This window comes from Stutzerimonas chloritidismutans (assembly GCF_051486945.1).
GTDB classification, from domain to species: domain Bacteria; phylum Pseudomonadota; class Gammaproteobacteria; order Pseudomonadales; family Pseudomonadaceae; genus Stutzerimonas; species Stutzerimonas chloritidismutans_B.
This window is the reverse complement of the sequence record NZ_JAHVDX010000001.1, coordinates 701,807-720,564: the sequence shown is the minus strand read 5'-3', so window position 1 is coordinate 720,564 and position 18,758 is coordinate 701,807. Positions and strand designations below refer to the sequence as shown.

Below are 18,758 nucleotides of genomic sequence, written 5' to 3'. Positions count from 1 at the left end.
GTTCGGTTGAATGGCTGAGTGGGGGATAGATGGATACCAGCAAACTCAAGAAATTTGCCCAATTCGCGCGTCGCATCTTGCTTGATCAGGTGAGTGGTAAGTTGGACGTGGTACTGGCACCGCAAAGTGCTGCACGCCGCGAGCGAGCCCAGGTAGTGGCTGAGCTGGAAAAACTGATAAGTAGCTCCGGTCGCGAGCATGTGGAAGAGCGTGTTGCCTACACCTGGTTTAACCGCTTCTGTGCCTTGCGCTTCATGGACGTAAACCGCTACACCCGCATCGGTGTGGTGTCTCCAGCTGAGGGGCAGTTCCAGCCTGAGATCCTGGCTGAAGCCAAGATGGGGCATATTGACGAGGAGATGGTGCCGAGTCAGATTCGTCAGAAGATCCTGGATCTGCTAGCGGGCCGCGCACCAAGCAACGACTCGCAAGGCGAAGCCTACCGCCTGTTGGTAGTTGCTGCGTGCAACGCTTGGCACCAGTCGATGCCCTTCCTGTTCGAGCGCATCGATGACTACACCGAGCTGCTGATGCCCGACGATTTGCTTTCGGGCAACTCTATCCTGGCCTACACGCGGGAAGCCATGACGCCTGACGCCTGCAAAGATGTTGAGGTGATCGGCTGGCTGTACCAGTTCTACATCTCCGAGAAGAAGGACGCGGTGTTCGAGGGGTTGAAGAAGAATCAGAAGATCACTCCAGAGAACATCCCGGCTGCCACTCAGCTGTTCACCCCGCACTGGATTGTGCGCTATCTGGTGGACAACTCGCTGGGCCGACTCTGGCTGCTCAACCGGCCCAACTCACGGCTGGCAGAGCAAATGGAGTACTTCATCCCGCCAGAGAAGCCTGAGAGTGATTTCCTCAAAATCACCGGCCCAGAGGACATAAAAGTCTGCGATCCGGCGTGCGGCTCCGGTCACATGCTCACCTACGCCTTCGACCTGCTGTATGCGATGTACGAAGAGGAGGGCTATGACCCGGCTGAGATCCCGGAAAAGATCCTCACCCACAACCTTTTCGGCATCGAGCTGGACGAGCGTGCAGGAGAACTGGCTGCCTTTGCGCTCACCATGAAAGCCCGAGCTCGCCAGCGGCGCTTCTTCAATAAAGGCGTCGAGCCGAACATCACCGTGCTGGAGAAAGTGATCTTCAGCAGTGAAGAGCTGGACGAGTACATCGGTTTTGTTGGCCGTGACTTGTTCACCTACGGCCTGCGCGAAACGTTGCAGCAATTCAGCGAAGTCGACAACTTCGGCTCGCTAATTGTGCCCAAGGTCGCCAACGTGGCCGATGTGCTGACCACGCTGGAGAGCAAGGACATGAGCAGCAACCTGTTCCTGGCCGAGACGCACAAAAAAGTGCTGAGTGTTCTACGTATGGCTGAGGCTCTTAGCCCACGCTATGCCGTGGTGGTGGCCAACCCGCCCTATATGGGCGGCAAGGGCATGAATCCAAGGCTTGGTGCATGGCTGAAAGAAAACTACGAGCCCGTAAAGACAGACCTGTTTTCAGCATTTGTTGTACGCAATCTGGAGCTCTCTCTCCCCAAAGGCCAGCTTGGCTTCATGACCCCGTTTGTCTGGATGTTTATTTCCAGCTACGAAAAACTGCGCACCATTCTGATCGACCGGAAAACGATCACTTCACTCATCCAGCTTGAATACTCCGGCTTTGACGGCGCGACCGTGCCCATCTGCACTTTCACCGTTGAGAATGCTCACAAACCTGACTTCCGCGGCGGATATGTGCGTCTCTCGGACTTCCGAGGTGCCGACCAGCAAGGGCCTCGGGCGTTGGAGATCATTCAGGCGGCACGCAAGGTGGGCAAGTGAGCTTGATCACCAGCCTGCAACACAAGAACTTTACGGCCTTCATCGATCTGACCATCGATTTCTCGCAGTGCATCAACATCGCCATTAGCGAGAACGGCGCCAGAAAGATCCAGCTGCTCAAGGCCATTCTTGTTCAGGGCGGGCCAAAGGCCGCGCGTGAGGTTGATTAGTGATCAATATTGTCGCCGAAGAGAACCAACTGCTACTGATGTATCAGCCTGATCGCTTCAACGATGCGCGTTGGCTCGATGAGAAGCTTCGGCAAGACGGCGAAGTGACTTTGCGTCGCACGTTCACCTTCACTGGCGCAGATCTGCTGACCCCGTCTGCATCCTCTGAAGAGGGGGACGACAGCGAACGCATCTTTTTGCTCGGCCTATTGGAGGACGGCTACTACAAGATCAATAGTGACGTGCTTGGCCTTAAGCACGACCTTCTGCTCGACAGTGGGATGACGCTGGTACCGAGCACATTCATTGCGCAGCGCGATATTTCGGTGTTCCGAAGAATCGATGAATTGATTGATGAACCTATCGTCGTTGGCGGTGACAACGAAAGCGCCATCCCGTTGGCGGACTTTGAGCAGCTTCTAAAAACCTTTCCGACCAGCACCGAGCTCACCCATTACGCCCGAGCCCGTATTGTGCGGGTTCTCAAAGACTATTTTGGAACGATCTCGGATGCCGAAGGCCAGCTGAATCAGTACCTGAAGCGCAAGAAGAAGCTCCCTGCCGCGTCCCGTGAAAGCATTGTTTCCAACTTTGAGCTGCAGAAGTTTGAGTATGTTCATGCAGAATTGGAGTCCATGCTGAAGCAGGTGGATGCGTACTCTGAGAAGGACTGGCAGGCCAAGATATTGGGCTTGCTGTTGTTTGTTTTCCCCAAGTATGTTGCGGTACTTGAGAATGTCCATATCAAGGACTTCTACACCAATGCTTCCAAAACCACCGACCGTTACATCGACCTGATGCTGGTCGATGCGAATGGCAACATCGACATCATCGAAGTCAAAAAGCCCTTTCCGAATGCAATGGTGTCCCGCAGCACATACCGCGACAGCCACACGCCGAAGAAAGAATTGGCCGGATCTGTCATGCAGGCGGAAAAATACCTATTCCACCTGAGTAAATGGGGCCACGCGGGTGAGCAGGAAATCTACAACAAGCGGAAAAGTGAGTTGCCAACTTGGATTGAGCTCAAGATCACCAATCCCAAGGCAATGATCCTGCTCGGGCGTGATAACGATTTTGTGGGGCAGCAGCGTTTTGACTTTGAAATCATCCGGCGTAAATACGCCAACATGCTCGACATCATGACTTATGACGACCTATTGCGCCGGGTGGGGAACATCATTGAAATGATGAGGCGTCAGAAGTCAGCAGGGAGTGTGGCACCAAACCGGAGAGGCGCATGACTTCCCTCCAAGCCCTAGGTCTGGCTTACCGCAAAGCCAAGGTGGATCTGTACTACTCGTCTCATGCATCGCTGGACGCGATTGCGCACTACGAGGATGCACTCCATGCCAACCTGACCGCTTTGCTCGCGAAGCTGCTTAGCGATGATGAGTCCTGGGTCACGCAACCCGAGTTTATCGGCGGCTGGACTCTGGCCACCAAGTCGGTGGACATGTCTTGCTGGGATGAATATCGCAAGCAGAATGGCAATGGCCTGATCTTTTCATCTCCGGCCGAGGAGTGGGCTCACGCCTGTGGCCTGCTGGCTGAAGGCGAGCATCCCCAAAAGCCCAACGCTGAATTTCGAGTGATGGCCCAGTGCAGCCTGGATTTTCATGTGCTGTCCACCCTCTGGATGCTGGAGGTTGGCCATCTGTTCGATGACAAGTTGACCGACTGTGCCTATGGCAACAGATTGCGGCGCACGCAAGACAAGAAAGGCATCAACGCGCTCTCGCTGGGCTCTTTTCAGCCGTACCTGAAGCCTTTCCGCGACTGGCGTGACCAGGGTATCGAGGCCATGCGTACTGCGTTGGACGCAGACAAGAAGATCGTAGCGCTCACTGCGGATGTCAGCTCTTTTTATCACGAGTTGAATCCTGGTTTCATGCTCAATCCAGCCTTCGTTACGGATGTGCTGGGGCTGGAACTGTCTCCCGCTCAATCTAAGCTGCATCGCCTCTTCATTCAGGCGCTGCAGGCATGGGCGGCAGCCACGCCGCTGAAGAAGGGCCTGCCCGTAGGTCTGCCAGCTTCAGCCGTGGTGGCGAACGTTGCGCTTATTGAGCTGGATCGCGTCGTCGAGCAGCAGATTGCGCCGCTGTACTACGGCCGCTATGTAGACGACATCCTCCTGGTCATGGAGAACCGTGCCAGCTTCCGTTCCACGGCTGAGCTGTGGGAGTGGTTGTTCGCCCGCTCCAGCGGCATGCTGGCGTGGGTGCTAGGTGAGGAGTACAAGCAGATCGGTTTTCAGCCCGTCTATTTGAGCGACAGCCAGATCCGCTTTGCCAACGCCAAGAACAAGGTGTTCATGTTGGCAGGTGAGCCGGGAAAAACCCTGGTGGATGCCATTGCTCACCAGATTCACGAGCGGGCTAGCGAATGGCGCGCTATGCCTCGTTTGCCGCGCGCTGCCAGCCATGTGGGCACCGATCTTTTGGCTGCCACGCAAAGCGACGGTGAGGCCGCCGACAACCTGCGCAAGGCGGATGCCCTGACCATGCGCCGCGCGGGCTTTGCCATCAAGCTGCGTGACTTTGAAGCCTATGAACGTGACCTGCAGCCAGGCGCGTGGCGCGAGCATCGCCAGGCTTTCTTCCTTGCCTTTATTCAGCATGTGCTGGTGCTGCCGCAGTTTTTTGATCTGTCGGTCTACCTACCACGGGTTATTCGCCTCGCTACGGCATGCGAAGACTTTTCAGCCTTGCGCCAGATTTTGCGAGGGCTGGAGCAGCTGTGCACGCAAGTGTCACAAGGTTGCGAGCTCAGCATTAAGGCCTGCCCCGCAGAAGACAAACCAAGCCAGAGCGAAATGCTGGATCGCTGGCAAAAGCAGCTTTTCACCACGGTACGCGAGAGCATCAGCGCTGCCTTTCCGCCTCGGCTATCGAAAGACGGTAAGGCGGCCTGGCTGGCACATATGGAGGGCTACGCGCCGGCGAAGATCGATGCCTTCCTGAATTGGTATTTTTTCCCCATCAAGGGCTTCCAAACTCAGCAAGCACGGCTGTTCTCATTTGATCTGGCGCATATGCCGTTCCGTTTCCTTGGCCTGCCCGAGGAAATGGTGGCCCAGCGCGGAATCCCGGCCAGGAGGACCGCTACATCCTGCACCCATTCGACCGATTTGCTGCCAGGCACTGTGCTGGAAGGCAACCAAGTGCTTGCCAAGTGGATCCGCTTCAAAGGTTTGCCGCATGGGCTGTTGTTTGCCACCCGGCCTTACAACCTGCCGGAGCTGTTTATCCTGAACAAGGCGGCCTACGATGCTGCGGCGCACGGCGCCATGCAAGCTGTCGTCCTCGCCGTACGCGGCTTCGAGCTTGGTAATGCCGCGCCTGCTTTCGATAAGCACGGCGTGCTACAGATCCCGGATGGCCAGCCCCAGCCCAAGTACGGGATCGCCGTCTCCAGTTGGAAAACGCAGATGGCGAGCTGGACAGCTTCGGTCATGCGCATGCCCGATCCTGATGCCGAGCGTTACGCGCGCTTGTGCCGTTTGCTCGATGCTGTGATTGCTCAGCCACGGCACAGTCGTTATCTGGTGTTGCCCGAGCTGGCCTTACCCGCGCACTGGTTCATCCGTATTGCCCGCAAGCTTCAGGGGCGTGGCATTTCGTTGATCACTGGCATTGAATACCTGCACGCCAGTAAAGGGCGCGTGCGCAACCAGGTTTGGGCTGCGCTGTCGCATGATGGACTGGGCTTCCCTTCGTTGATGATCTACCGGCAGGACAAACAGCGCCCAGCCCTGCATGAGGAGCGGGAGTTGCAGCGTCTGGCTGGGCTGGAGTTGAAACCCGACAAGGCTTGGAAAACACCGCCCATTCTGCAGCACGGAGACTTGCGTTTTGCTCTGCTGATTTGCAGCGAGCTGACCAACATCAGTTATCGCGCCGCCCTGCGCGGCAAAGTGGACGCGCTGTTTGTGCCTGAGTGGAACCAGGACACCGAAACCTTCAATGCCCTGGTGGAGTCCGCCGCGTTAGATATGCACGCCTACATCATCCAGTGCAATGACCGTCAATACGGTGATAGCCGCATTCGCGCTCCCGCAAAAGACAGTTGGGCGCGTGATGTGCTGCGGGTTAAGGGCGGTGTGACCGACTATTGCGTGATCGGCGAGATTGATGTTCAGGCCCTGCGCCAGTTCCAGAGCAGCTATCGCTCCCCGGCCAAACCGTTCAAACCGGTGCCGGATGGATTTGAAATTGATTATGGCCGAAAGGTATTGCCGGCGGGAGAAATAAATGAGTGATAACCGTAGCATCTGCCGAGAGCTGGGTATGGAAGACTTTTTTTTTCGAGCTTCGGCTGTTGATTTTGCGAAGATTCCAGGAAAACCAATTGCTTATTGGTTTTCAGAGAATGCATCGGATAACTGTGCTAAATATCCGTTGCTTTCAAAGTTTTCGGATGCAAAGTCAGGAATGTCGTCTTGTAACTCCGACTTGTTTTTGAGGCAGTGGTTTGAAGTCTCACTTGTATCAATAAACAGGACTTCTAAATCTCATGAAGATGCCCGTGGCTCCAGTAGAAAATGGTTTCCCTACAATAAGGGTGGTGGAAATCGAAGATGGTTTGGTTATAACGATGTTGTTATTAACTGGGGGGGTGAGGGAGCTGATATAAAAAAATTCGTTGTCAATAATCTGAAGGATCCGAACACTACGCACTGGTCAAGGAGGCTTTTTAATCTTGAGTATTTTTTTCAGGTAGGCTTAACTTGGTCAGCCGTTACCTCTGGGAGGTTTTCTTGCAGAGAAGTTTCTGTTGGTATAATTCCTGGAACGGGTAGCAAAACTTTGTATGATCTAAGCGGCGCCACAAAAGAGGTGGTTTTTTGTCTGCTAAATACGGTTGTCTCCTCGCACTATCTGTCCGTGTTCTCTCCAACATTGAATTTTGAAGCTGGTGATGTCGTAAAACTTCCAGTAAATGACTCAATTCAATCAGATGAGTTAAAGAGCGCGAGCTTGGTTCAGCTTTCAAAAAACGATTGGGACTCCTACGAAACCTCCTGGGACTTTACCAACCTTCCGTTGCTGGATCCCGAAAACCGCCAGCTCACGCTCCTGGCTGCTTACCAAAGGTTAATTGTTCAGTGGCGCGAGATGACCCAGGAAATGAAGCGTCTGGAGGAAGAAAATAACCGCATCTTCATCGACGCCTATGGTCTGGAGGATGAGCTGACACCCGACGTGCCGCTGAACGAGATCACGCTCACCTGCAACCCGTATTACCGCTACGGCGGTGATAAGAGCGATGAAGAGTTGGAGGCGGTGCTACTGGCCGACACCATGCGCGAGCTGGTGAGCTACGCCGTGGGCTGTATGTTCGGTCGATATAGCCTGGACAAGCCGGGGCTGATCTTGGCCAACCAGGGTGAAACGCTGGCGGACTATCTGGCCCAGGTGCCGCAGCCTACGTTCCCGGCCGATGACGATAACGTGATCCCGCTGCTCGATCGTGACTGGTTCCCCGACGACATCACCCTGCGTTTCCGTCAGTTCCTGCGCGTGGCCTTTGGTGATGCGCACTATGAGGACAACCTAGCCTTTATCGAACAGGCGCTAAACGTCAAGGGCAAGCGAAACTTCAGCCTGCGCGACTACTTCCTGGGCGAGTTCTATACCGATCATGTGAAGCGCTACAAGAAGCGTCCAATCTATTGGCTGTTCAGCAGCCCCAAGGGCACCTTCAGCGCATTGGTCTACCTACACCGTTACCGTCCGGACACCGTCAGCGTAGTGCTCAGCTACCTGCGCGATTTCCGCAAGAAGCTCGCTTCGCGTCTGGATTATCTGCAGCAGGTAGCTATCAACCCCTCTTCCAGCCAAAGCGAAAAGACCAAGGCCAGCAAGGAAGCCGATGCCATCAAAAAACAGCTCATTGAGCTGGATGATTACGAGCGCGATACGCTTTATCCGCTGGCGACAGAGCAGGTCGAGCTGGATCTGGACGATGGCGTTAAGGTCAACTACCTCAAGCTGGGCGCAGCCCTGAAGAAGATCGTCGGGTTAGACGCCAAGGGCGAGGACTGATCCGTACATGAGTAACCTCAAGATTACCCAGGCGCTGACGAACCTATTTGAGAAGCAGCGTATTGTCTTTTGGTACGACAACCGTCTGGAGTTTCGTGCAGATTTCGAATCGCTAGAGCTGCCGGGTGTCGAGAAAGTCGAGCTGGCCAACAACGAGTTCGGTGTTAAGTACCGCATCCTGCGCGAGCAGCCCGAGCAGAAGTTTCTGCTTTATCGCGAAGGTGCCGAGCCGGCCTATCTGGAGAACTGGTTACTTGATGTACAACTGGCTAGCGGCAACACCTTCCGTACGGATCAGCTTGCCCTTTGGCTGGCTGAGCTGGAGTTAGGGCCTGACTGTTATCCGGTGCTGGAGGAGCATGCAGCATTCTTCGCTGCGGCCAAGCGGCGCGAACAGTTGCGTAAACTGCTGCAGTCGGGCGACTCGCACAGTATGCTGCGCTTCAAAATGCTCGCCGTGTGTACAGGCTCCGAGCCACGATTGGATGTGATTCTTGAAGAGCTGCTGGCTGAGCTCGCCAATGCGGAAGTCACACGCATCAAGCTTATTGAAACAAGTGGCCTGGATAGCTTCCTCTGGGAGCAGATGAAGCGCGCCTACGGTTATGTGTCGCAGCAGCCGGGACTGCACGATTTCGTGATCGAGCTGTTCAAGGCTTGCTTCATGATGGGCACGGATCCTGAGTACAAGTCGCGCTTGTCTGCAGAGTCCTTAGTCTTTCTCCGGCGCTGGAAGGACAGTCGGTCACACGAAAGCAGTTTTGAAATGCTGTCTACGCAGTGTGCAGAGGTGCTACAGATTGGTGACAAGCTGCATAAGCTTGATTATCGAGCCCTCCTGGATCTTGATTACTTTGAGCTGATCGACCGTAAGATCCTCAGTGAGCTGGTTCGCGCGACTGTTGCCCGAACGGCGACTGCTGCCGATGTCGAGCAATCTGTGCGTCAACGGCGCCAGAGCCATTGGTTCAGCCATTTCGAGGATGTCTATCTGGCTCTGGATCAGGCTGCGCAGTTCTTGCAGACGCTGGATGCTGCCAAGCTGGAAATGACCTCCTTGGCCGATGGCGTGGAGAAGTATGCCAAGAGCTGGTACAGGCTGGATCAGCTGTATCGCAAGTTTGTCTATCACGCGCGCAAGTCTGGCCAGGCCTCCTTGCTAGAGGCGCTAAGCGCCCAGATCGAAAACCAGTACACCAACAACTATCTAGCGCGTCTCAATGATCGTTGGCAGCAGTTTGTGGACTCTGCTCCGAGCTGGACGGCTGCTCCGATCATGCTGCAGCGGAATTTCTTTAGCCGCTGCGTAAAACCTTTCCTGGAGCGCAAGACCAAGGTCTGCGTGCTGATCTCGGATGCCTTCCGTTATGAGGTGGGTGAAGAGCTGCAGAGCCTGATTCGCCGTGAAGACCGCTTTGAGGCCGAGCTTGAGCCGGCGCTTTCCATGCTGCCGAGCTACACGCAACTGGGCATGGCTGCATTGCTACCTAATCAGGCACTGCAGCTGGCTGAAAATGATAGTGGTGACGCGTTGGTGGATGGTCAAAGCGCTCAGGGCTCGGCAAATCGCGGAAAGATCCTGGCCGCTGCAGTGCCGACTTCCGCTGTTGTGTTGGCCAAGGATCTGCTGGCTATGAATCAGGCGGACTCGCGGGCGCTGCTACGGGATCACGATGTGGTTTACGTCTACCACAACCTGATCGATAAGACTGGCGATACTCGAGATACCGAGGAGCGGGTATTTGCTGCGGCAGAAGAGACATTGTCCGAGCTTGTCCGCCTGGTGAAGAAGCTGACCAACGCCAATGCCAGCAACCTGCTGGTCACTGCAGATCATGGCTTCATCTACCAGCACCGACCGCTGGAGGAGAGCGACTTTCTCAGCAACGTCCCGGAAGGCGACGAGGTGCTCTATCGCGACCGGCGTTTTGTCCTGGGGCGCGGTCTGCGCAACCAGGCCGGTTTCCGAACCTTCACCCCTGAACAGCTGGGACTTAAAGGATTGCTGGATGTACAGATCCCTAAGTCGATCAACCGCTTGCGTCTCAAAGGCTCTGGCAGTCGGTTCGTACATGGCGGTGCCACGTTGCAAGAAGTGGTGATCCCGGTTGTGCGTATCAACAAAAAGCGCCAAAGCGATGTGGGCAGTGTGGACGTCGAGTTCATCGGTGGCGGCAGCAGAAGCATCACGACTGGCCAGTTGGCCGTTGTGCTGTATCAGTCCGAGGCGGTCACGGAGAAGAAACAAGCTCGCCGATTGCGTGCTGGGTTGTACACCTTAGACGGTGAGTTGATTTCCGACTCGCATGAGCTGACGTTCGATTTCGCCTCCGAAAACCCGCGTGAGCGCGAGCTGTCGGTACGCTTCATCCTGAGCCGGAAAGCCGATGAGTCCAACAATCAGCAGGTCGAGCTACGGCTTGAAGAGCAGGTGGAAGGCACCTCGCATTTCACCCAGTACAAGGCCGCTCGGTATACGATTCGTCGTTCGTTCACCAGTGAATTCGACTTTTAATATAAGGAATTTAATTTGTGAAAATAATAAGGAATATATTTTTTATATTAACTTTATTGCCTGTGTGGGCTGTTGCTAGTGAGTCGCAGGGGGTTGTGGATGTTGAGCCGGTTCACTCCAATAGTCCGGAGTTTTCTAATCCTGAATGGGAGTATGGTGGATTTCAAATTTCTGTTGGGTTTGATTGCGATTCTGTTGAAAGTTTTTTGTGGCGGCCTGAGGTTTCTTGTGATGATCCATATTTGCAGGTGAGTGGATCGATAACTGTATATGGTGAGGCTTTTGTTAGGGTCGGTGATGTGCGGCTTGATGCCGAAGATTCGTGGGGGAGAACCGGCTCGACAAGTATGGGTGTTAAGATTTACAAAGAGATTGTCGCAAGTCATGATCCTGTGATTTATTTTGAGGCTGTTGGTCGGGACGTCTATTCGCAGTATGGCTCTAATAGGGAAGGGGCTTATGGGCGGAATATTAGGTTAATTGATTTTGAGTCACGGGTCGCAGAGTACATGTCTGCTCGGGAAAAGAGACAGCATGCCATTCTGGAGGATGATGTAAGGTACTGGTTTCTTTCTGTGGTTGCATGGGCTTTTGGAGTTCCACTAGCTATATTTATTTTTTGGTGGTTGATACGCAGGGTTGCCCCAGTTGCTGCTGGAATAAAGGATGGTTGTCCCGGGGTTATAAGGCGTGTCCGTAGCGGTATTTTTGATTTTAAAATCAGGCAGGCGGTGGTCGATGAGGCAGTGCGCCAAGTAACCCGCCAAAAGATTTCTGAAGTGGATGATAAAGACAAGGAGTCGTTGGTCAGGAGAATGCAGGAGGCGCTTGATAGGGATGATATTAGTGCGGCCAAAGAAATTTCTTTGATTCTTACAGAAAATAGTCGTGATAAAGATGTTTGACGGTTTGGGTTTGTTCGGGATTTAGAGGCCTTGGTGCTATGAGTCAGCTCGATGACAAGATCAACCAGTATTTCGCCGGTCTGGTCGTCCGCAAGGATCTGGTCAAGGCGGTGAAGGGTAACGCCATCGTGCCCTCCTATGTACTGGAGTACCTACTGGGGCAGTACTGCGCAACGAATGACGAGTCGACGATTCAAACCGGCATCGAGACAGTTAAAGAAATCCTGCGCAAGCACTATGTGCATCGCAACGAAGCGGGACTAGTGCGTTCGACCATCAAGGAGAAGGGGCGCCACAAGGTCATTGACCGGATAAGTGTTTCCCTCAACGACAAGGACGATGTGTACGAGGCCGAATTCGCCAACCTCGGGATAAAGAAGGTGCTGATCGACTCCAGCACGGTCAAGGCACATCAGAAGCTGTTGGTCGGGGGCGTGTGGTGCATCGCTGACTTGGAGTACGACTACACCGAAGACAAATCTGCTTCTCCCTGGGTGCTTGCCTCGCTAAAGCCTATCCAGATCTCCCGTTTTGATTTCGACGGTTATCTGGACTCCCGCAAGCAGTTCACTACGGACGAGTGGATTGATCTGCTTATCCAGAGCATCGGCTTCAATCCGCAGATGTTCGGCAAGCGCAACAAGCTCTTGCAGCTGATCCGTCTGATTCCATTCTGCGAGCGGAACTATAACCTGATCGAGCTAGGGCCGAAGGGCACCGGCAAGTCGCACGTCTACTCCGAGTTTTCGCCCCACGGCATCCTGATTTCCGGCGGTGAGGTGACGGTGCCCAAACTGTTCGTCCACAACGGTACGGGCAAGCTCGGCCTGGTCGGCTACTGGGATGTGGTGGCCTTCGACGAGTTCGCCGGCAAGCAGAAGCGGGTGGACAAGGCGCTGGTCGACATCATGAAGAACTACATGGCCAACAAGTCGTTCTCGCGGGGTGTGGAAACTCTTGGGGCCGAGGCCAGCATGGTGTTCGTGGGCAACACCGATCACACCGTTCCGTACATGCTCAAGCACAGCGACCTGTTCGATCCGCTGCCGGAGAAATTTCACGACTCGGCTTTCCTCGATCGCCTGCACAGCTACATACCGGGCTGGGAGGTGGACGTCATCCGTGGGGAGATGTTCTCCAGCGGCTATGGCTTTGTCGTCGATTATCTGGCCGAGATACTCCGTTCACTGCGCAGCCATGACTTCTCGGATCGCTACAAAGGTCTGTACACGTTGTCGGATGAAATCTCCACGCGTGATCGTGACGGTATCAACAAGACTTTCTCCGGGCTGATGAAGATCCTCTTCCCTCATGACGAGGCGACTGAGTCGGAGGTCGAGGATGTGCTGCGCTGTGCTATCGAAGGGCGTAAGCGGGTCAAGGATCAGCTGCTGCGCATAGACACCACTTATCCAGCTGTGCGTTTTGCCTATCAAGGAAAAGATGGTGTAGAGAGGCTGGTCAGCACTCTGGAGGAAGGGGAGTACCCGAACCAGTACCACCGGCGAGTGGCGAGTGAGGTTTCGGAGTCTGATCTGTTCGATACGGCTAATGTCGCTCCTCGCGAGCCGGTTAGCGATGCGGCCAGTCCTCAGCCCATTCAACAGCTTGCTGGCTCGGTGAGCAAAGAGCCGGAGCTGAAACCTCAGCACCTTGTTATTCAGGAGAACCAGCGCGGTGTCACCTTCGATAGGCTGTTTGGGCCCTATCTGAAAGGGGCTAAGCGGATCATCGTTATTGATCCGTACCTGCGGATGTTCCATCAACTGCGCAACCTCATGGAGCTGATGGAGACGATCAGCAAGCAGTTGGTTTCAGGTGAGGAAGTAGCTGTACATGTGGTCACCGTGGAGGATGAGTTCAATGGTGATCGCCAGACCGAAAGCCTGCAGAAAATTGCTGACGCATGTGCAGGGGTGGGTATCAAGTTCACTTGGGCGTATGACACGACAGGGACTAAGCATGATCGTGACATCACCACTGATACGGGCTGGAAAATCGTGCTTGGACGTGGGCTGGACATCTTCCAGCGCTTCGAACTGAACGACGCGTTTAGCTTTGCGAACCGGTTGCAGCAACACCGGCAATGCAAGGAGTTCAGTGCAACGTTCGTTAAGGTTGAGGATGCCAGCGAGTGAGTGATCTTGCTCCTGGTAACCAGGCAGAGCAAAAAAAAAGCAGACAGTGGCATGGTTACAGCCTTTCAGCTGTAACCACGTTTTCTGACCAACTAGCGTTCAGACTTCGGTGGCCGATTGAAGATCCAGCACGCCAACACCACAGCGATCAGTAATGGCGGAAAGCGCACCACCAGAATCACCAGTAGCAATATCGCAAGGCAGCCAGCCAGGATCCCGGCAAACATGAACGCGGCTGCGAACGTGCGTAGCAGTAGCTTCATATCGCCTCCTTACAGGTAGCCCAGTTCTGCCAGTGACACGCAGCCTTCGTTCCCCACCACGATGTGATCGAGCGTGCGCACACTGACGAGATTCAGCGCGTCTTGCAGTTTCGTGGTGAGGTTGCGATCCGCCATGCTGGGCTCAGGGTCACCCGAAGGGTGGTTGTGCACCAGAATCAGGGCAGCGGCGTTGTGCTCCAGGGCGAGCTTCACGACCTCCCTTGGGTAGACGCTGGCGCTATCCAGCGTGCCGCGAAACACTTCCTCAAATGCGATCACTCGGTGCCGGCTGTCGAGCATGAGCAGCGCGAACACTTCGTGCTCATAATCAGCCAGCAGCGCCTGCAGGTGACTGAATACCTCCTTCGGCGATGTCAAGGCACGTCCTTTGCGCAGGCGCAGACTGGCCAGTTGCCTGGCCATCAGTAGAATGTCGTTTTCCGTCACCGGCGAATCGACCAAGTAGGTGCCGGTCGTGTCACTGGCTTTCAGCTTGTGCAGGCGCATGGCGTCCTCCTTGGTCTGAGGGTGTGTTTTGACGAGCGGCCTGTGCATCGAGCTTTTCAGCCAGGCTGGGTTTGGTTGGGTGGAGTGAAGCGGTGGGCGCTGATGCAGGTGCCTCACCCTCGGGGTAGAACTCTTCCACGATGGCACTGACATCCTCCTCGCTGTCCTCGAAGGCACCATTACCGAAGCCACGTCGTGCAGCTTCATCTAGCGCGGCCTGATTGAAGCCGGCAGCTTGGCGCCGTGAATCGAGTTCATTGGCGGTCACCAGAGCTTCAGCCATGTCCATGCCGCCGCGTACCGTCAGATCGGCGTAGAAGATTGGCGTGCCATGGCTCTGGCGAGTCGACTTCCCGCGTAGACGTAACTCCAGCGGCAGACAGGCCAGGCGGTTACCCGAGATGGCCTGGAAGTAATGCAGGCGAGCGGCGAGGGTGCGGATGCTGTTGAAGCCGGTGGTGCGGAACACGAAGCTGCCCAGCGGATCCTCATCGCCAATGACCACGTTCAGTCGGCCGTAGGGCTTGCAGGCACCGCCTTTGGCGAGCGGACAGGCATCCGGCGAAGGGCAGGGCAGCGACTGCATGCCGTCCTGGGTAACGCGCTTACAGGTCTCACCATTGCCCACGCACAGTGGCCGGCCAGACTGCCGGTCGAACAGCGTGTAGTCAGCCCGGAAATTCAATTCCGGCTCGTTGAACAGTAGGCGTACCGGGATGCTGCGCAGCTTGTCGTCCTTGCTCTGCCGCAGCTCGTCATTGAGCGGGTGCAGTAGCCAGCCGTCCTTGCTTTGCACCTGGGACGTGATGGTGAATTGGTCATCCTTCTCCGGCAGGCGCTTGCCGTTCTTCTCGATGACCTTGCCGATGGAAATCCGCCCGAGTACCGGCGGAGTGATAGCCAGACCTTTGAGCATAGTCGTTCTCCTGAAAATGAAAAAAGGCCAGCCACGCAGCGCAAACTGCATGGGCTGGCCAAGGGGAGGGAGTGATGAGAAGAGGTTGGAATCAGCTGATCAGGAAGCGCCGTGCTCCGGGTTTGATCAGTGAGTATTTGGATTGCAGGTGGGGCCGTTCCTGATCCTCGGGATCGGCCTTGGGTATGGCAGAGTCGCGTCCAGTTTTTCTAGCCACAGCCCTGCTGCCATTTGTAGAAGTAAGCCCCACAGCGGCAGCGGCATCCGAACTGCCGATACCTTGCTTGCGGATCTACAGCCGGTCCTCGCGGGGCAGCCCCTTGGTACTGACCAAGCGCAGGGCAGGACGCGGCTTGCTGGTGCGGTCCATTGAAGTCGCTTTCATGATGCTCACCTTGCAGGCATAAAACACCCTGTGAAGGCAACCTTCACAGGGTGTTTGCGGGTGGCTCTTTAACCAGAAATGTCGGGTAAAGATGTCCTGTTAGGACTATTGCTTTGTTACATGACTCTGCCGTTAAAAACGAACATGGTTTCGCCTTCTTTCTTGATGCTGAGTTTGTTGCCTTCAGCGAAGCTCTCGACTTCCTCTGAGCAGCCATCAATGCTGGCCTTTCCATCGACATGTTCACCTTTGGTATCGAAACTCACCACGTAGGTGGTAGCCGGACAGCTCATGCCTGACTCCCCCGTGGATACAATCAGGATGTACTTGTCAGGACCAAAAGCGTAAGCCTTATTGATAACGACGTAGCCAGTACTATCTGCGTACTCAACGACTGACTCCAGTAGGTTCATAATGCCTGCTCGGGATTGGTAAGTAATGGCGTTTCCACTTTCCATAGGCGTGACTGTAAAAGGCCCTGCTGCTCCGTCAGTAACCAAAACGGATTCATAGATAGCACTGTGGGCAGCAGTCGAGTGCTTGTCTTGCCAATCTGTCCAAGTGAGTCCCGTTCTACGCTTGAACAATGTGTCGACAGCTCCAGCGTTTGCTCCGCCGCGAGTATAAAAGTCTCTAAGTTCACGCCCTGCTTGAGCATAGGATATTGCCGGCTTTCCAAACAGAGGACCTTCCCCAGATCTGTGGGCTACAATCTCGTCTCCGGAGCCTTGTATGTAATACATTAATTCGGTTTGCGCCAAAATAGTACCAGGCACCTCTGCAAAAACTTCACCTGTGACGCTGTTTATACAAGATCCGTTGCTGCAGTACCCTTCTTGCCAATTAGGACCTACATGTGGGGTTCCCTTGGAGTCTGTATATGAGACCTCGCGCGGCCAGGCAATAATTGTGCAGTTTAGAACCTTTGTAATGTCTTTTCGGCTGGGGTCGTGGATTCGTTGCCAAACACAAGGAATTGCTTTTGGATAAGCTTCAACGTCATGTTCCGGGGGGTAGTTAGGAACTTGGTTTTCATAAGGGATGTTGTAAGCCATCGCTGAGCCGGTTGATGTAGTGAGGGCGAAGGCTAAAATGTTAATAAATTTTCTCATGATACTTCCTTATGTTTCATTGTTAATAAGCGTCTGTGTTAGCCTGGTGGCATGTTGATATCATTTTTGACAGATGCCAGCAATCGGTCCCAACGCAAATTGCATGGGTTTGCCAAAGATTTTTGTCAGCCGACTATGAAGCGCCGCGCACCGGGTTTCAGTAGTGGGTACATGGCCTGCAGGTAGGGCTTGTCCTTGAGCAGTTGAGCGACATCGAGACCGATGCTGTCCTTGGCCTTGCGCCAAGTGATGTAGCCGCTGGAAAACTCCGCCCGGCAGGCTTCGCCCATGGCCTGTTGCAGCATCTGCTTGAGCTCGGCTTCACGCTTTTCCTTGTCAGCAATCGACTGACGCACGGCTTTCAGCTCGATGTACGCAGCAGAGAGCCCAGCATGCTGGCTGAAGTCGATGACTTGGCCGTTGTCCTCCGGGTAGAGGCAACGCAGTGCCGACTCAGCTGAGGCTGTGCCATCTGCTGGCGGTGGGGTGTCGGTTTCTACGTAGTGCCAGAACTGGCGCTCCAGCTCGATCAGGCGAGCAATCATCTGCTCATCTCGCTCGATGCGGTGGATCTCCAGTGTCTGACCACCCAGCAGTACCGCTACATCCGCCGCCTGCTTGCCCGTGACGGCGAGCTGGTGCATCACCTGCAGCTGGACATACTCCGGCACGCCCTCTTTCCATAGGCGTGCGCCGTTTATGCCGGCTGTCTTGCATTCGAGGATCTGCACATCGTCTGCCCCGATTACCTCGCGGTCGATGTTGGCCAGCATCCAGGGCAACTCCGGATCAGGATGCTGCAGCACAGCGTTGATGCGCCGTACCTTGTTCTTCGTGCGCTTGCTGTAGTGCCAGGCCACGATGGGTTCCAGGACGTTGCCCCAATACATCGGGCTTTCCTCATCCTGTGGGTCGGCCTTGGGCAGGCCAGCATCACGACCGGTCTTCTCCATCCAGAGTTCCAGCTGCGATTTGTAGGGGTTCAGACCGACTGCAGCTGCAGCATCCGAACTCCCGATGCCTTGCTTGCGGATCTGCAGCCAGTCCTCGCGTGGCAGTTCCTTGGTGCTGACCAGGCGCAGAGCCGGGCGGGATTTGCTGGTGCTGCGGTTCAATGAAGTAGCTTTCATCATGTTTCTCCTGCAGGCATAAAAACGCCCAGCCAGCACAAGGCTGACCGGGCGTTTATGGTGGTAGGTGGATGGCTAGTTAGGGATATGCCTTTGACATATCCCGCTTGATTGGCACAATGGGCTATACGTAAGGCATATCCCCAGGAGGTTTCCATGGAACAAGGTGCAGTTTTTCAGAGCAACCGCAGTCAGGCGGTGCGTTTGCCCAAGGCGGTTGCGCTGCCTGAGGATGTGAAGCGGGTGGATGTAGTGGTAGTTGGTCGGGCCCGAATCATCACGCCGGCAGGCGAGGCCTGGGACGTCTGGTTCGATGGCGAAGGTGTGACCGCTGACTACATGGCGGATCGCGAGCAGCCTGCAGATCAAGAGCGAGATGCGTTCTGATGCTGAAGTACATGCTTGATACCAACATGTGCATTTTCACGATCAAGAATCGCCCTGAGCAGGTGCGGGAAGCCTTCAAGCGCCATTCAGGGCAGCTGAGCATCAGCACTGTCACCCTGATGGAGCTTATTTACGGCGCCGAGAAGTCCGCTAATCCCGAGCGTAATCTGGCGGACGTTGAAGGTTTCGCTGCGCGCTTGGAAGTACTGCCTTACGACGCTCAGGCAGCGGCTCATTCCGGGCAATTGCGAGCTGAGTTGGCTCGTATCGGCAAGCCTATTGGCCCGTATGATCAGATGATTGCAGGACACGCACGTGCCCAGGGACTGATTCTGGTCACGAATAATCTTCGTGAGTTCGAGCGAGTCCCAGGTTTGCGCGTCGAGGATTGGGTGAACGCCTGATTAAGGGCGATCATTTAATGCAGAGCAGCTGAACAACCCCT

Annotated in this window: 15 protein-coding genes and 1 pseudogene; 10 read left to right on the top strand and 6 right to left on the bottom strand. The window is 55.0% G+C overall.

Going from position 1 to position 18,758, the window contains the following annotated elements:
- Positions 1-29: 29 nt before the first annotated feature.
- The 8 genes from pglX (KXR72_RS03130) to brxL are packed head-to-tail and all read left to right on the top strand — an operon-like array spanning position 30 to position 13,613.
- The gene (pglX, locus tag KXR72_RS03130; protein WP_437419655.1) at positions 30-1,835 is read left to right on the top strand and encodes a BREX-1 system adenine-specific DNA-methyltransferase PglX; all 1,806 of its coding nucleotides are present in this window, start codon (positions 30-32) and stop codon (positions 1,833-1,835) included.
- Entirely contained in the window at positions 1,832-2,005 is a 174-nt protein-coding gene (locus tag KXR72_RS03125; protein ID WP_282336973.1) for a hypothetical protein, read from the top strand. Before pglX (KXR72_RS03130) ends, KXR72_RS03125 begins: the two co-directional genes overlap by 4 nt.
- Positions 2,005-3,249 carry a Shedu immune nuclease family protein gene (locus tag KXR72_RS03120; RefSeq protein ID WP_437419654.1) on the top strand — a complete coding sequence of 415 codons (1,245 nt, stop codon included), beginning with the start codon at positions 2,005-2,007 and terminating at the stop codon, positions 3,247-3,249. Before KXR72_RS03125 ends, KXR72_RS03120 begins: the two co-directional genes overlap by 1 nt.
- Complete coding sequence (locus KXR72_RS03115; protein WP_437419653.1) at positions 3,246-6,269, top strand: reverse transcriptase domain-containing protein; 3,024 nt, start codon at positions 3,246-3,248, stop codon at positions 6,267-6,269. The genes KXR72_RS03120 and KXR72_RS03115 overlap by 4 nt, the downstream gene beginning before the upstream one ends.
- Entirely contained in the window at positions 6,262-8,055 is a 1,794-nt protein-coding gene (gene pglX / locus KXR72_RS03110; RefSeq protein WP_437419652.1) for a BREX-1 system adenine-specific DNA-methyltransferase PglX, read from the top strand. Before KXR72_RS03115 ends, pglX (KXR72_RS03110) begins: the two co-directional genes overlap by 8 nt.
- 7 nt (positions 8,056-8,062) lie before the next feature.
- Entirely contained in the window at positions 8,063-10,570 is a 2,508-nt protein-coding gene (gene pglZ / locus KXR72_RS03105) for a BREX-1 system phosphatase PglZ type A (protein WP_437419651.1), read from the top strand.
- A 17-nt stretch (positions 10,571-10,587) separates the two neighbouring features.
- Entirely contained in the window at positions 10,588-11,475 is an 888-nt protein-coding gene (locus KXR72_RS03100; protein WP_437419650.1) for a hypothetical protein, read from the top strand.
- A gap of 38 nt (positions 11,476-11,513) precedes the next feature.
- Positions 11,514-13,613: a BREX system Lon protease-like protein BrxL gene (brxL, locus tag KXR72_RS03095; RefSeq protein ID WP_437419649.1), complete on the top strand. Its 2,100-nt coding sequence runs from the start codon at positions 11,514-11,516 to the stop codon at positions 13,611-13,613.
- 92 nt (positions 13,614-13,705) lie between these two features.
- Here brxL and KXR72_RS03090 read toward each other — a convergent pair whose 3' ends face one another.
- From KXR72_RS03090 to KXR72_RS03065, 6 genes and pseudogenes are all read right to left on the bottom strand, one after another.
- Complete coding sequence (locus tag KXR72_RS03090; RefSeq protein WP_169713330.1) at positions 13,706-13,876, bottom strand: hypothetical protein; 171 nt, start codon at positions 13,874-13,876, stop codon at positions 13,706-13,708.
- A gap of 9 nt (positions 13,877-13,885) precedes the next feature.
- On the bottom strand, positions 13,886-14,383 hold the full coding sequence (gene radC / locus KXR72_RS03085; RefSeq protein ID WP_219806873.1) for a RadC family protein: 498 nt from the start codon (positions 14,381-14,383) through the stop codon (positions 13,886-13,888).
- Positions 14,355-15,299 (bottom strand): recombination directionality factor, encoded by a 945-nt coding sequence (locus KXR72_RS03080; RefSeq protein WP_437419648.1) that lies wholly within the window; start codon positions 15,297-15,299, stop codon positions 14,355-14,357. Before KXR72_RS03080 ends, radC begins: the two co-directional genes overlap by 29 nt.
- Before the next feature lie 151 nt (positions 15,300-15,450).
- Positions 15,451-15,684, bottom strand: a pseudogene (locus KXR72_RS03075) (alkaline phosphatase); the annotation flags it as partial.
- 116 nt (positions 15,685-15,800) lie between these two features.
- Positions 15,801-16,796: a hypothetical protein gene (locus KXR72_RS03070; protein ID WP_437419647.1), complete on the bottom strand. Its 996-nt coding sequence runs from the start codon at positions 16,794-16,796 to the stop codon at positions 15,801-15,803.
- Positions 16,797-16,921: 125 nt separating this feature from the next.
- Positions 16,922-17,926, bottom strand: a complete 1,005-nt coding sequence (locus tag KXR72_RS03065; protein WP_437419646.1) for a YqaJ viral recombinase family protein — start codon at positions 17,924-17,926, stop codon at positions 16,922-16,924.
- A gap of 156 nt (positions 17,927-18,082) precedes the next feature.
- Between KXR72_RS03065 and vapB the strand changes: the two genes are divergently transcribed.
- Complete coding sequence (vapB, locus tag KXR72_RS03060; protein WP_003285520.1) at positions 18,083-18,313, top strand: type II toxin-antitoxin system VapB family antitoxin; 231 nt, start codon at positions 18,083-18,085, stop codon at positions 18,311-18,313.
- Entirely contained in the window at positions 18,313-18,717 is a 405-nt protein-coding gene (gene vapC, locus KXR72_RS03055; protein WP_020308731.1) for a type II toxin-antitoxin system tRNA(fMet)-specific endonuclease VapC, read from the top strand. The genes vapB and vapC overlap by 1 nt, the downstream gene beginning before the upstream one ends.
- Positions 18,718-18,758 lie beyond the last annotated feature (41 nt).